The sequence below is a fragment of the Azonexus sp. IMCC34842 genome (genome assembly GCF_050368855.1).
In the GTDB taxonomy this organism is placed as follows: Bacteria; Pseudomonadota; Gammaproteobacteria; order Burkholderiales; family Rhodocyclaceae; genus Azonexus; species Azonexus denitrificans_A.
The window spans coordinates 58,030-72,110 of sequence record NZ_CP178449.1 but is presented as its reverse complement, the minus strand read 5'-3'; the positions used below and the strand labels follow the sequence as shown (position 1 = coordinate 72,110).

The following is a 14,081-nucleotide window of genomic DNA, read 5'->3' as shown; positions in this document are numbered from 1 at the left end:
GCGCTTTCAGTTTTTTCCAACCGACACATCGCGAGCCGCCACGCTCATATAAACACTGGCACTTTACAAGCCCGTCATCGACGCCTTCGGCACTGAACAACAACGCGTGTTTCGATCTGGAGACGCCCCGATCTCGGGCAAAAGACAAACAATTAACGATTTATCATTTTTATCGTGTTTAATATTGTTTACGGGTAAAAATTTAACAAAAATGTCGCCGCAAGGAGTTTCGTGCAATCGCCAGAACCTAGCAACAGCAAGGAATTTGCGATAAATAACAAGCGATGCCATTGCACTTTTGTACAGATGACTTTTTCATCTGCAAGGCTTACTATTCGCACCTTTGTCATATCATGACGACGGCCTTAAAATTGTGCTAACTGTTACAAATATCGCAAAACTAACGATGCGAAGCGCGTCGCAGCTTTTTGCCGCTGCGACGCTGATCTTTTCCTTTCAGACAGAGGCCGCAATCAATCCCCCGGATGGTGGGGAAGAGCTCATCCGTCAGCAACAACGCGAACAAGCATTGCAGAAGCGCCAGGAACAAACGCCGGATGTGCGCCTGGATGCCGGAAAGACGGGCGACCCGGGGCGTCTTCCCAAGGATGAAAGCCCGTGCTTCACCATCGACCGTCTGGTACTCAAGGGCGAAGCGGCCGAGCGATTCCAGTGGGCGCTGCAAGCAGCCAGTGGCGACCAGGATTCACCGATCGGTCGATGCCTGGGCAGCGATGGCATCAATCTGGTCATGAAGCGCGTTCAGAACGCCATCGTCGAGCGCGCCTTCATAACCACCCGGATCCTCGCCGAAGCGCAGAACCTCAAGTCCGGCACGCTCGAACTGACGCTGATCCCCGGGCGCATCCGCGCCATTCGCTTCACCGCCGAAAGCACGGCGCGGGCGACGCAATGGAATGCCTTTCCCATGGGGCCGGGCGACCTGCTCAATCTGCGCGACATCGAGCAGGCTCTCGAAAACCTCAAACGCGTCCCGACCGCCGAAGCCGACATCCAGATCGTCCCGAGCGAAGCCGCCGATGCCCGCCCCGGCGACAGCGATCTGGTCGTCAGCTGGCAACAGGCCTTCCCTCTGCGCATCAACCTCGCCGCCGACAATTCCGGCAGCAAAGCGAGCGGCAAGGAACAAGGCAGCATGACCGTCTCCGGCGATCATCTGCTGGCGCTGAACGATCTCTTCTATTTCACATTGAGTAACGATCTCAGCAGCAACGAGCCGCCGCACGGCACGCGCGGCCGTACCGTGCACTATTCGCTGCCCTTCGATTACTGGCTGCTCGGTTTTACGGCCAGCGACTACACCTACCACCAGACCGTAGCCGGCACCAACCAGACATTCGTCTATAGCGGCCGCAGCCGCAACAGCGATGTCCGGCTCAGCCGCATCGTCTGGCGCGACGCGATCAGCAAGACCACGCTCGGCATACGCGGCTGGCAACGCGCCTCCAGCAATTTCATCGAGGATGCCGAACTCGTCGGTCAGCGGCGGCAGATGGCGGGCTGGGAGCTCAATGTCAGCGAACGCATCTTCATCAAGGATGCGACGCTCGATGCCAGCCTGGCCTATCGGCGCGGCACCGGAGCCATGCACGCCACGGCGGCGCCGGAAGAAGCCACTGGCGAAGGTACTTCCCGGCCCCGCCTGATCACCGCCGACGCCCAGTACAACCAGCCCTTTACCTTGCTCGGCCAGCGCCTGCGCTACACCTTCGCGTGGCGGGCGCAATGGAATGACACGCCGCTCGTGCCGCAGGATCGCTTTGCCATCGGCGGGCGCTACACGGTGCGAGGGTTTGACGGCGAGAACCTGCTCTCGGCCGAACGCGGCTGGCTGGTCCGCAACGACCTGGCGATCGGCCTCGGGGCCACCGGCCAGGAGGTCTACCTGGGCGTGGACTACGGCAGGGTAGGCGGCGCCACGGCCGAGCAACTGGTCGGCAAGCAACTGGCCGGGGCCGTCATCGGTCTGCGCGGCAACTTCATGGGACTCACTTACGAGCTCTTCGCCGGGCGCCCCATCAGCAAACCGCAACACTTCGAGACCGCCGGCACCACGACGGGCTTCAACCTCAGCTGGTCTTTCTAGAACAAGGCAGCCATGAATAAAGATCTTCATCGGATCGTCTTCAATCAAGCACGCGGCATGTTGATGGCCACGGCCGAAAGTGCGTGCAGCCACAACCGGAGCGATGCCCGTCGGCGCCAGCCGGGCACACGACGGCGCAACCAGCCGGTGCAGAGCTTCCGGCTTGCCCCCGGCGCGCTGGCGCTGCTGATGACCTTGAGCAGCACACTTGGTGCGGTAAATACCGCCCATGCCCAGATCGTCACCGACCCGACCGCCCCGCAAAACCAGCGCCCGACCGTGACAACGGCGGCCAACGGGGTGCCGCTCATCAACATCCAGGCACCCAGCGCCGGCGGTGTCTCGCGCAACACCTACAGCCAGTTCGACGTGCAGCAAAACGGCGTCATCCTCAACAACGCCCGCGCCAACGCCCAAACCCAGCTCGGCGGCTGGATCCAGGGCAACGCCAATCTGGCCGGCGGTACCGCCCGCATCATTCTCAACGAAGTCAATTCGAGCAACCCCAGCCTGCTGCGCGGTTACGTCGAAGTCGGCGGCGATCGCGCCCAGGTCGTCATCGCCAACCCGGCTGGCGTGACCTGCGACGGCTGCGGTTTCATCAACGCCACCCGGGCAACGCTGACCACCGGCACGCCGATCTTCACGGGCGGCAACCTCGACGGCTTCCGCGTCGAACGCGGCCAGATCGTCATCCAGGGCAACGGTCTGGATGCCACCCAGGCCGACTACACCGACCTGATCGCCCGCTCCGTACAGATCAATGCCGGCCTCTGGGCCAACCAGATCAAAGTCACCACCGGCGCCAATCAGGTCAGCACCGACAACAGCCAGGCCACACCGATTGCCGGCGCCGGTGCCGCCCCGGCCCTGGCCATCGACGTCGCCCAGCTCGGCGGCATGTACGCCGGCAAGATCATCCTGGTCGGCACCGAAGCCGGGGTCGGCGTGCGCAATGCCGGACAAATCGGCGCCAGCGCCGGCGATGTGGCAATTACCGTGGACGGCCAACTGACCAACCGCGGCACGGTGACCGCGCTCGGCAACGTCAGCCTGAACGCCACCCGGCTCGACAACCAAGGCGCCAAGATCCAGGCCACCGGCGATATCGCCGTCGCCCTCGGCAACGGCCAGCTCGACAACAGCGGCGGTCTGCTGCGCGCCAACCAGGCGTTGAGTGTCAGCGCCGGCACGATTACCAACAGCACGACGCAAGGTACCGAGCAGGGACTGGAAGGCCATTCGGTCGTACTGACCGCCGCCCAGATCGCCAACGACGACGGCGCCATCCGGGCCGATCTCGGCATCACCATCACCAGCGGCGGTACGCTGGACAACACGCGCGGCCTAATCGCCGGCCAGACGTTGCAGATTCTCGACCCCAATCGCGTCGTCGCGGCCAGTAAAACACTGGCCATCACCAACACCGGCGGCACCCTGTTCGCCAGCCAGAACCTGACCATCGACGCCGCCAGCCTCACCGGCGACGGCAATCTCTATGCGCTGAACGATCTCTCGCTCAGCTTGAACAGCGCGTTCAGCAACGCCGGCCAGATCGTCGCCAACCACGATGTCACGTTGTTCACCACCGGCCTGCTCAGCAATAGCGGCGCCCTGAAAGCCGGCAACAAGCTGACCCTGGCCGCCGCCAATCTCAACAATGCAGCGACTGGCGAAATTTCCGCGCTGGAGACGCAGCTCGGCATCACCAACACCTTCGACAACCGGGGCCTGATCGACGGCAGCAAAACCGCGATTACCGCCGGCACGGTCAACAACCTGGGCAGCGGCCGCATCTATGGCGGCACCCTCAGCATTGCCACCACCACCCTCAATAACACCAACGGCGCTACCTCGCCGACGATTGCCGCCCGCCAGCGTCTCGACCTCGGCGTCACCACGCTCTACAACGACAACGGCGGCCTGATCTTCAGCAGCGGCGACCTCGCCATTGGTGGCAGCCTCGACAGCAACCGCCTGGCCAGCGGGCGGGCCGGAACGATCACCAATAACGGCGGCACCATCCAGGCGCTCGGCGCCCTGGCCATTACTGCCGGCACCATCATCAACAGCAATGCCAATTTCACCGCCACGACCGTTGCCTCGGGCAGCCCCGTTTACCGGACCGTTTACTACACCTCGCTCGGCACCTTTACCGAAGACCAGATTGCCGCCAAATACGATAGCGGCGTCTGGGGAAATTTGCTGAGTAACGCCGGCAACCCCAATTCATCGGCCAACAGCACCATCTCCTTCACCCTGAACCCGACCGTGGCCAACCCCAACGGGGGCACTGGCGGCTACACTGGCGCACTGACCGTCTATAACTACTTAGTCGAGAGCTATCAACCGCTCGCCGTCCAGGTCCAGAGCAGTGCGCCCGGGCAACTGATCTCCGGTGGCAACATGATGCTGGACGCCAGTAACACGCTGACCAACGACAAGAGCCGAATCATTGCCGGCGGGGCACTCAACATCCTCGGCCAGAGCGTGAACAACATCGCCGCACAGGTCAGTGCCACCGAATACCACGCCGGGACCAACTACAGCTGGCGCTATGCCGGGCATGACGGCAAGAGCACCGGGCACCACTGCGACTGCGACTTCTACGCCTTTGTCGGTGGCGGCTACGCCGCCAACATCGGCGTCACGCTCGATGCCTCGATCACCGCCGTGCTCGATCACCAGTCCGCCGGCAGCGGCACCGCCATTCCGACGCGGGCGAACACCAGCGCCACCCAGATCGCCACCCCGGCCATTCCGAACAACAGCCTCTACCACGTCCTTCCCGCCGCCAACAGCCATGTGCTAGTCGAAACCGATCCGCGCTTTGCCAACTACCGCACCTGGCTCAGCTCGGACTACATGCAGCAGCAGCTGGGCCTCGACCCGACGGTTTCCCAGAAGCGCCTCGGCGATGGCTTCTACGAGCAGCAACTGATCCGTGAACAGATCGGCCAACTGACCGGGCAGCGCTTCCTGACCGGCTACGCCAGTGACGAGGCCCAATATCAGTCGCTGATGAATGCCGCCGTCACCCAGGCCCAAGCCTTCAACCTGCACTTGGGCGTCGCCCTCTCCGCCGCCCAGATCGCCCAACTGACCAGCGACATCGTCTGGCTGGTCGAACAAAGCGTCACGCTGCCGGATGGAAGCACCCAGAAGGTGCTGGTCCCGCAGGTCTACCTGCTGCCGCGTAGCGGCGACCTCAAGGCCGACGGCACGCTGATCGCCGGCCAGACGGTAGCGATCCGGGCCGGTGGCGATTTCGTCAACAGCGGCACGGTAGCGGGCCGTACCCTGCTCGACCTCTCGGCCGCCAATGTCCAGAACCTGGGCGGACGACTGACCGGCGCGGCGGTGAATATCAGCGCCAGCAACGACATCACCAACCTCGGCGGACGCATCGAGGCGCAGGACAGCCTGGCCCTCACCGCCGGGCGCGATATCAACATCGAGACCACCACGGCCACCGGCACCGGCCAGACCGAGCAAGGCAACTTCAGCCGCACCCAGATCGACCGCGTCGCCGGCCTCTACGTCACCGGCAGCAGCGGCACCCTCAGCGCCGTCGCCGGGCGCAATATGACGTTGACCGCCGCCGAGGTGGTCAATGCCGGTTCGGGCACTACCACGCTGGCCGCCGGCAACGATCTCACCCTGGGCACGGTGACCACCCGCGACGTGATCGATATCGGCGGCAACAGCCGCAACCATGTCCAGGTCAATGCCAGCAGCGAGGTCGGCACGCGCCTGCGTACCGAGGGCGATGCCAACCTGATCGCCGGCAACGACCTGCTCGGCCGGGCGGTCGATTTAGAAGCCCAGGGCAATCTCGCCCTGACCGCCGGCAACGACGTGGTGCTGGCGGCTGGGCGCAATGAGCAGACGATCGATATCGCCAGTTATTCCAGTGGGCGTAGCGGCGGTGGCTTGATGGGCGGCAAGAAGGTGACCCGCTCGCTGGAGATCAAGGCCGAGACTTCGACCGCGCAGGAAGGCACACTGAGCGGCAAGAACGTCTCGATCCAGGCCGGGCAGGATATTGCGCTGGAAGGCGGCCAATACACGGCCAAGGAGAAGTTGGCGCTGGACGCCGGACGTGACCTGCTGATTGCCGCGGCCAGCGACAGCCTGCAAGGCAGTCAGAACCTGAGCAACAAGAACGGCGCCAAGGTCAAACAGCAGAGCGAACAGCTGTCGAGCAACACCGCCACCGGCGCCATCCTGGTCGCCGGGAGCGATTTGAGCCTGAAGAGTACGCGCGACACGACGCTGGTCGCGACCGCCTTGGCAGCGGAAAATACCGTCGCCATCCAGAGCGGCGGCGATCTGAACCTGCAGACGGCACAAAGCGATCGCCAGGTGCAAAGCACCGATTACGACCAGGGTAAGAAAAAAGCCGTCACCCATACCCGCGAGGAAGCCGAGACCCGGCAGTTGCTGTCGACCATCACGGCCGGCAGCGGACTCGATATCTCGGTGGGCGGCAATTTCTCGGCCGAGGTCGCCGAGAAGAATGCCGACGGCAGCCTGAAGGCCGACCGCATGACCGCCACCGGTGTCGAGCAGGGCGACAGCCGCCAGCAGGTGAGCATCACCGGCACCGGCAGTGGCGGCGGCAGCCTGGCCGAGTCGGCCAAGAAGGCCCTGGCGAACGGTATCCGGGCCGATGCCAACGACGCCTTTACGGCCGGCGCGACGGCCAGTGGGGCCGCGGCGCTCAGCCAGTATCTGCAAAGCGGCCTGGTCCAGATCAAGCAGGATCCACAACTGGCCGGCAAGATCCAGCAGGTGCTCGACTCTTCGGCCGGGACCACGCTGACCGTCAAAGACGATGCCGGGCATGTCAGTTTGACGGTAGCCGGTCAAGCCAAGGTTCAGGAGGTCTATAACACGCTGAAGCTCAGTGAGAACTTTGACGTCAAGAAGTTCGCCGATCAGGGGACGGCCCAGATCGTGACGCTGATCGCGGCCATCGTGATCACCATCTATACCGGGGGTGCGGGGGCTGGAACGCTCGGTGCTGCTATCGCTGGCGCCGGTGCAAATGCGGCGACCATCGCCATCATCAATGCCGCGATCATTGGCATGAGCAGCACGATGATCGGCCAACTAGCCGGCGGAGCAAGTTTCGACAAGGCCTTCCAGGCCGGCCTCAAGGCCGGGGCGACCAGTGCGCTGATGGCCGGGGTGGCAGCCGGTGTCAGCAGCATGGTCAATGGCAGTGCGGCCAGCAGTACGGCAAATACCACAACGTCAATCGACTCCGGATCGCAAAACCTCCAACTCGGCAACAGCGGGACGGCAACGACGGCGACCAGCTCGATCAAGCTCGACACCTTGATGAGTGCCAACTACTGGCAACAGACCGGGCTGAATGCCTTGGCCAAGGGGGCCTTGACCAAGGCGCAGGGCGGCAAGTTCGAAGATGGCCTGATCGGCAGCGTAGTGGGTAGCCTGGCGGCCAGCGGCGCCGGCATCGTCGGCGGCCTGACGCAGGACAATACGCTGGCCAACATCGTTTCACATGCCGTCCTGGGTTGCGCCGTAGCAGCCGCCAGCAATCAGGATTGCGGCTCAGGCGCCCTGGGCGGCGCCGCCAGTGCGAGTCTGGCGCGGGTAATCGACAGTTCCTTGGGGAAAGACAACCTGAGCGATGGCGACCCCAACGACCCAAATCGCAAGGCGATTATTGCGGCCGGCGCGGTCACGGGTTCGATGGCCATTGCCGCGGCGACCGGGAAGGATGTGCTGACGACCGGGAATGCGGCGGCGAATGAGGTAGTGAATAACTACCTGACACACCGCCAGATACAGGATAAGAAATCTGAGCTAGGGAAGGCCGCTACCGACGAAGAACGCAAACAGGTTGAACAAAAATACACAGCTATCGACAAGCAACAGCAACAAGCTGCTGCGGACTGTCTGCTGAATGGCAATTGCGGCAGCGTCACGATGAACAGCGATACCCTCAAGCGTGTACTGGCTGAACTGTATGCTTCCTGCGCCCCGCCTAGACTGTGTTCGGCCGATGCTGTCAGCAGCATCAAGCAACTCAACGGCTTGTTGGATAAAGCAGAGGGTATTTCAAAAGTCTATCCAGTTGAATCCTTAGCTGCTTTTCTTTCTACGGGTGGATTGAGCGGTTTCGCAGGTAGACTGAATGGTATTTCTACCGGAATGAGAGTAGCCGGAGGAGTTATTGGTGCTGGTGCAAATTATTCGTTTCAAGATAATAACCAACCTGTTGACGGAATTGACTTGGCTATAGCCGGAATAACTGGCTATCTAAGTACGGGACGCACTTTGTGGCCATCTGCCACTATTAACTCCTCGGGTGCCTTGATAGGTTCAACGATCAAAGGAGAAAACCCCTATCCAGCGGTGACTAGCGCTGCGCTTGGGACAATTGTCGGCTACGGGGCTGGTAAAGCAGTGGAGATTCCACTAAACAACAAATTGAACCCTTGGTATCGCTCAGATTGGATCAAAGGGTATCTCGAAATTTCAAGGTGGAATGCGCCAAATTTGGCCCCACCTCTAGTAGGGAACGCAACATCAAGTTTCTTCCAAGAGCCAACAGGCAATGCAGTCAAGAGTGCTATCGTCGATTTCAGCAAACCAAACCGGAGTCAACCATGAAAGGCTTTTGGGCACGCTTATCATATTATTTTCTAGCATTTGGTGTGCCGTTGTTGATTGTGCTTCCGCTTATTGGGCCTTATGGGACTAGTACGATGCACTTCTTGCGAACAGGCGAGTGGAATGGATGGGAGGTTTCCCAGGCTTTGCGTGCCCTAAAAGGCGGTTTAGTAATAACGCCATTCGCATCAGTCATTTTCACAGCATATGAAATCGGCAAATTTCGTGGGTGGAGCGAGCGCCTTAATGTTCTGGTAGTACTACTACTTGGTGCCCTTATGTTTGTCTCAATATGGTGGGTGAAGCAGTTGTGAGCTAACCCGGATCGGACGGACAAGGAATCAAAGGGGTCAGAGACATTTAGTTTTTCGTGTACTTTTCTAAATGTCTCTGACCCCTTTGATTGCATTGGATTGGGGAATTCAGAAATTAACAGGAAATGACGTTAGCCTTACTGGGATAACATAATAATAGGGTAATAATAGGGGACAGACCACGGTTTTTTGATAGTCTTGGCACCTTGGTATTTAAAGGAGCCTTTCCTTGCCCCGTCGCCCCCGCCTCGCCCTGCCGGGCGTTCCCCTACACGTGATCCAGCGCGGCAACAACCGCCAAGCCTGCTTCTTCGCTGACGAGGATTATCGCTTTTACCTGGAGTGGCTGTCGGAGCATGCAGGGAAGACTGGCTGCCGCATCCACGCCTATGCACTGATGACGAACCATGTGCATTTGCTGATTTCCGCCGACAAGGCCGAGGCGCCTGGCGTCTTGATGAAGGCTTTGGGCCAGCGTTACGTGCAGTATGTGAATCGGGTGTATCGGCGTAGCGGCACCTTGTGGGAAGGTCGCTTCCGCTCCTGCCCGATCCAGGAAGAGGCGTATCTGCTGGCTTGCCAGCGCTACATCGAACTGAATCCGGTACGGGCGGGAATGGTGGAGCATCCGGGGAGCTACCCTTGGTCGAGTTACCGTGCGAATGGGCAGGGAGAAGAGAACGGGCTGATTCGACCGCATGAACTTTACGTTGCGCTAGGGCGGGATACAGAGGGTCAGCAAGCTGCCTACCGGGAGTTGTTTCGTTATGAGTTAGAGCCAGGGGTGGTGGACCAGATTCGGCGGGCGACGAATGGTAATTTTGTGCTGGGCAGTGAGCGCTTTGCGACAGAGGTAGCGGCGGTAATCGGCCGACGGGCGCAGCCGGGCCAGCCGGGGCGGCCGCGAAAGAAGCCTGAGCCTGAGTCGGGGGAGTTGTTTGGGGGCAAATTCAAGAACTCAAACTGAATGACGGAGGAAACCGTGGTCTGTCCCTGTTTCTGCACCTGTTTCTGCAAAATTAGTGGAGAATCAAGCGAGTTGCCCCGGTTGCCTGAAGAGTGCAGATGGACTAAGAATCTATAGACCTCCAACCGAAAAAAGTGCTCCCGCGATTTGGAACCTTACTGGAATTCAAGCTAATTTTGTCCTGTTAGGTAAAGATGGACGGACAATTATCAGTAACAGTCACTTGGTGGTGCTGCCATGAGAGCAATTATTAATAGTATGTGGTGTGATGAGTTGGATGTTCCGCTTGAGAAATATCAACCGGAAAATCCTAAATGTTTTGGCCTACGAATTAGTCTAAGGATCGGCTCTGACGAAGGGAGCGGGACTAATGATTTCGATATCTATGTTGTTACACCAGATTGGCTGGAGCTAATGCTTAGATATGAATGGGATCGAGCGCACTGGGGACTACACATGTTGATGGTATTGGAGTATGACTTTGACCTAATCAACAACCGGATTAGAAAATATATAGAGGAATGTACGGGTAAAGATTTTTTGGAGTTAGCACTTAAAATTTCCAGAATTGCAGCTTGGGAATTTGATGGAAAACAATAGGGCAGTTTGCTCAAAACAGAACATCAGTTTTGCGCTTTGCCGCCGCGTGGCGCCATATCGCTGGTTTTCACCCCGGAGTCGGCCTTGGCCTCAAGCGATAAGCAAGCCGACGCCCCCCCGTATTCAGTAGCAGCGGGCTTTAGCGTAGGCGATGGCTTCTATGAACAGCAACTGATCCGCGAGCAGATCGGCCAGCTCACCGGGCTGCGCCTCCTGACCGGCTACGCCAGCGACGCCCCGGAGGAAGCCCCCTTGGGGGGCGAAGTGCAGTACCAGTCGCTAATGAATGCCGCGATCACCCAAGCTCAAGCCTTCGGCCTGCACCTCGGCGTCGCCCTATCCGCCGCCCAGGCCGCCCAACTGACCAGCGACATCGTCTGGCTGGCCGAACAAAGCGTCACGCTGCCGGATGGCAGCCCCTAGAAGGTCGCGGTGACGCACCCCAGATCAACCTGCCTTCAGTGCAGATCAAGGCATTTTCTTTTTTGTTTGATGGTTTTGCGCTTTGCCGCCGCGTGGCGCCATGTCGCTGGTTTTCACCCCGGAGTCGGCCTTGGCCTCGCCAAGCAGGGTTTTGCAGTTGCTGTCCCGCTCGGTGCCAAAATCGAGCAGTGGAATGAGGGCGCCAACGCCTGATGAGACGGCGCCCAATGCCACAGCCAGCCCGCCACGAACAATCACGCCGCCCAGTTCCGGCCGCAGGACGGGCGTTTTAAATGTACCGGTAATGGCGATGGGGCCTCGCAACGAGGCGAGGCTGAAGCCTTTTGACTCTGGCACCAGCCGGAGATGGATGGCTTCGTCGCCGAAGTCGATGTTGCCGGTGCCAACGATGTTGACCTTGGCCGTATCGAGCAGCAGATCCTTGACGATGAAATCGCCATCCACGGCCTTGAAATTGCTGACCATGCAACGAATGGGCACCTGTTTGTCGCCGCCGAGCAGAACGAGCAGTGAGTTGGCGATATCGAGATTCGCCAGGCGCAGCGTCAACTCGCCAACCGAACCACCATCCATGATCAGCGCTGCTTCGCCGTTGGCCGATGCCAGCATGCGCGCGACCGAGTTGCCGCTGCCAGCCAGATTGGCTCGGCCGCCCATGGTGCCCGTGTCAGCCGCGGCGAGCGACGAACCGGGAAACAGTTGGGCCAGGTGCAAGCCCTTTGCAGTGATCTCGGCGTGCGTGACGATGGGCGATTGCCGACTATCCATTTCAATGTAGGAGACCAGGTTGCCGCCGGCCACACCAAAATCCAGTGGCGCCAGCGCGAGCTTTCCATCGGTAATGACAAGGTGGGCGGTCATGTTATTGAGCGGAGTGTTTTTGCTGATGATTTTCTCGCCGCGAAAATGGACATCGGCATTGGCCGCCGCCAGTTTTTTCAAACTGAACTCTTCGGCTGGCAGCACGCGATCATTGGCCGGCGGCGTCGCGCTTGGCTGTGCCCCGCGATCAGCGCCGATGAAGCCGCCGAGGTCTTGCATGCGCAATTGTTTCGAGACCAGATCGGCGCTGATCATCTGCGGCTGCTGGTTGCGGTCGACCGCAAAATTGCCCGCAATATCGCTTTGCCCGATAGTTCCTTTGAAGCGGCTGAAGGTCCACACATTGTCAATGTGATCCAGAAAGCCGGTGAGCCGGTAAGCCGGAGTCGGGGGAATCGGCACGCCAATGATAGGGAAGAGCGAGGCCAGGTCATTTCCGACCAGCGTGAAGTTCAGTTGCTGGCCCTTGAAATGCAGCGGGTCGAGCAAGATGCCTTCAATGCTCGCCTGGGTCTTCCCCAAAACCCCGTTTGCCTTGATCGGATAGGGTGTTTCGGCGCTGCGCAGACTGAGCAGTGCGCCACCTTGAGCGTGCAGCGTTGTCGGCAGCCCCTTGAAGTGGCCTTTTCCATCTATTTCCAGGGTGAGCGCAGGGTTGCCCCGGTCGCCTTCGCGGGTCTTGAGTTCAAACAGAAGATCCGTGTTCAGCCTAGGGTCGCGGTACGTCACGCTGCCGTGATCAATGGTCAGCCTGTCGATGACCGGAAAGGAGACCTCCTGGTTAGCGTTCTGATCATTGAAGACCCAATTCGCCATGCCATCGCGGCTCACTTCCAACGTCACATGCGGCGCCGAGAGTGCAATTTCCGGAAAGGCCAAGCCAGTCGTCAGCAGCCGGAATATGTCCAGCCGGAGATCGAGTCGCTTGATTTCCAGCATGTTGGGCTTGTCGCTCCAGACCGCGTTGCCGAGCACCAGATCATTGACGACGATACGGGGCGGCAAGCCAAGATTGACGCTCAGGTCACCGTTGATGACGAAGCTTCGGCCTGTTGCGCCACTGACCCAGCGGCCGATGGGCGCGCGCATCAGGTTCCAGTCCATGAAGGCGACGAGAAGAAGCGCCAGAAGCACGACCGACATTGCAATGCCGGCCAGATACTTGAGCAAGGTAAAAACGTTTATGGGAAACATTGCACGGCGTCAATCCTTCAAGTTAGCCGGATTATCAGCGGGCAAAGGCGAAGGCTCTGTGCGCTGGCGCATACAGTTTTAGGGCGGGCTATTTCCTGAATCGCTCCCGAGCAAAGGGGAAGAGCGGACCGCGCTTCGCCTGCTAGCCGCCGGACCCGGTCGCGCCGTCTAGCTCTTTGAACCTCGCTTGCCCGGTAGCAGGCGCTCATACTCGCCCTGAACCACCGCATAGCATTCGCACACGCGCTTTTCGAGTTTGGCGCGATCGAGCACGGTAATACGACCGCGGGCCCGTTCTATTAAGTGATCCTTTTCCAACAAGCCTAAAACCTGGGTCACACTTTCGCGGCGAACCCCCAACAAGTTTCCGATCGTCTCCTGCGTAACCGTCAATTCATTGCCGTCGGAACGATCCAGAGTCATCAGCAACCACCGGCACATTTTTTGATCCAGCGAGTGGTGCTGGTTGCATACGGCCGTTTGCGACGTCTGGGCAATCAGCGCCTGAGTGAACAACAGCGCCACGTGTTGCAATTGGCCGCCGAGCGAGAACTCGTGCTTCATGACCTTGCGGCTGAGTCGATAGGCGTGGCCTGCGCTTTGCACTTCCGTACTGGTCGGCATGCTCTCGCCGCCCATGAAAATGGAGATGCCGACCATCCCTTCGTTGCCCACCAGAGCCGTTTCGCTCGAGGAACCATCTTCCAGCGAATAGATTAGCGAGACAATTCCGGAGGTTGGAAAATGCAGATAGTTCACATGGTCACCGGACTCGGACATCGTCCAGCCCAAAGGCATTTCGACGAGCTCAAGGTCGGTCAGCAGGCGTTCATAATCTTTGGTGGGCAGTGAGGCCAGCATGCGGTTCAGCTTTGGATCCGGAGGCAGGCCACTCGGCATTTTTTTCTTTGACATCGGTGATCTATCCAGCCTCGATTTTTGGTAACGGATGCGAGCCAAGCGACAGCGATTTGCACTGCTCACTGTC

General features: G+C 59.7%; 8 protein-coding genes. 6 read left to right on the top strand and 2 right to left on the bottom strand.

What is annotated here, in order from left to right; genetic code table 11:
- Window positions 1-406: 406 nt before the first annotated feature.
- The 6 genes from ACLIKD_RS00335 (at window position 407) to ACLIKD_RS00310 (ending at window position 11,056) form a co-directional block, all read left to right on the top strand.
- Window positions 407-2,107 (top strand): ShlB/FhaC/HecB family hemolysin secretion/activation protein, encoded by a 1,701-nt coding sequence (locus tag ACLIKD_RS00335; protein WP_428826695.1) that lies wholly within the window; start codon window positions 407-409, stop codon window positions 2,105-2,107.
- A gap of 12 nt (window positions 2,108-2,119) precedes the next feature.
- Window positions 2,120-8,752 carry a filamentous hemagglutinin N-terminal domain-containing protein gene (locus ACLIKD_RS00330; RefSeq protein ID WP_428826694.1) on the top strand — a complete coding sequence of 2,211 codons (6,633 nt, stop codon included), beginning with the start codon at window positions 2,120-2,122 and terminating at the stop codon, window positions 8,750-8,752.
- The gene (locus ACLIKD_RS00325; RefSeq protein WP_428826693.1) at window positions 8,749-9,066 is read left to right on the top strand and encodes a hypothetical protein; all 318 of its coding nucleotides are present in this window, start codon (window positions 8,749-8,751) and stop codon (window positions 9,064-9,066) included. Before ACLIKD_RS00330 ends, ACLIKD_RS00325 begins: the two co-directional genes overlap by 4 nt.
- Window positions 9,067-9,295: 229 nt before the next feature.
- Complete coding sequence (locus ACLIKD_RS00320) at window positions 9,296-10,033, top strand: transposase (RefSeq protein ID WP_428826692.1); 738 nt, start codon at window positions 9,296-9,298, stop codon at window positions 10,031-10,033.
- Window positions 10,034-10,270: 237 nt separating this feature from the next.
- On the top strand, window positions 10,271-10,633 hold the full coding sequence (locus ACLIKD_RS00315; RefSeq protein WP_428826691.1) for an Imm8 family immunity protein: 363 nt from the start codon (window positions 10,271-10,273) through the stop codon (window positions 10,631-10,633).
- An 84-nt stretch (window positions 10,634-10,717) separates the two neighbouring features.
- Entirely contained in the window at window positions 10,718-11,056 is a 339-nt protein-coding gene (locus ACLIKD_RS00310; protein ID WP_428826690.1) for a hypothetical protein, read from the top strand.
- Between the two features lie 45 nt (window positions 11,057-11,101).
- Here the strand turns inward: ACLIKD_RS00310 and ACLIKD_RS00305 are convergent, their stop codons facing one another.
- Complete coding sequence (locus tag ACLIKD_RS00305; RefSeq protein ID WP_428826689.1) at window positions 11,102-13,093, bottom strand: AsmA family protein; 1,992 nt, start codon at window positions 13,091-13,093, stop codon at window positions 11,102-11,104.
- A gap of 168 nt (window positions 13,094-13,261) precedes the next feature.
- On the bottom strand, window positions 13,262-14,008 hold the full coding sequence (locus ACLIKD_RS00300) for a Crp/Fnr family transcriptional regulator (RefSeq protein WP_428826688.1): 747 nt from the start codon (window positions 14,006-14,008) through the stop codon (window positions 13,262-13,264).
- Between the last annotated feature and the right edge of the window lie 73 nt (window positions 14,009-14,081).

What these genes read in the sequence shown, in the direction of transcription:
- ACLIKD_RS00335 (WP_428826695.1), top strand. Translation starts at nt 407, where the DNA reads ATGCGAAGCGCGTCGCAGCTTTTTGCCGCTGCGACGCTGATCTTTTCC.
- ACLIKD_RS00330 (WP_428826694.1), top strand. Translation starts at nt 2,120, where the DNA reads ATGAATAAAGATCTTCATCGGATCGTCTTCAATCAAGCACGCGGCATG.
- ACLIKD_RS00325 (WP_428826693.1), top strand. Translation starts at nt 8,749, where the DNA reads ATGAAAGGCTTTTGGGCACGCTTATCATATTATTTTCTAGCATTTGGT.
- ACLIKD_RS00315 (WP_428826691.1), top strand. Translation starts at nt 10,271, where the DNA reads ATGAGAGCAATTATTAATAGTATGTGGTGTGATGAGTTGGATGTTCCG.
- ACLIKD_RS00305 (WP_428826689.1), bottom strand. Translation starts at nt 13,093, where the DNA reads ATGTTTCCCATAAACGTTTTTACCTTGCTCAAGTATCTGGCCGGCATT.
- ACLIKD_RS00300 (WP_428826688.1), bottom strand. Translation starts at nt 14,008, where the DNA reads ATGTCAAAGAAAAAAATGCCGAGTGGCCTGCCTCCGGATCCAAAGCTG.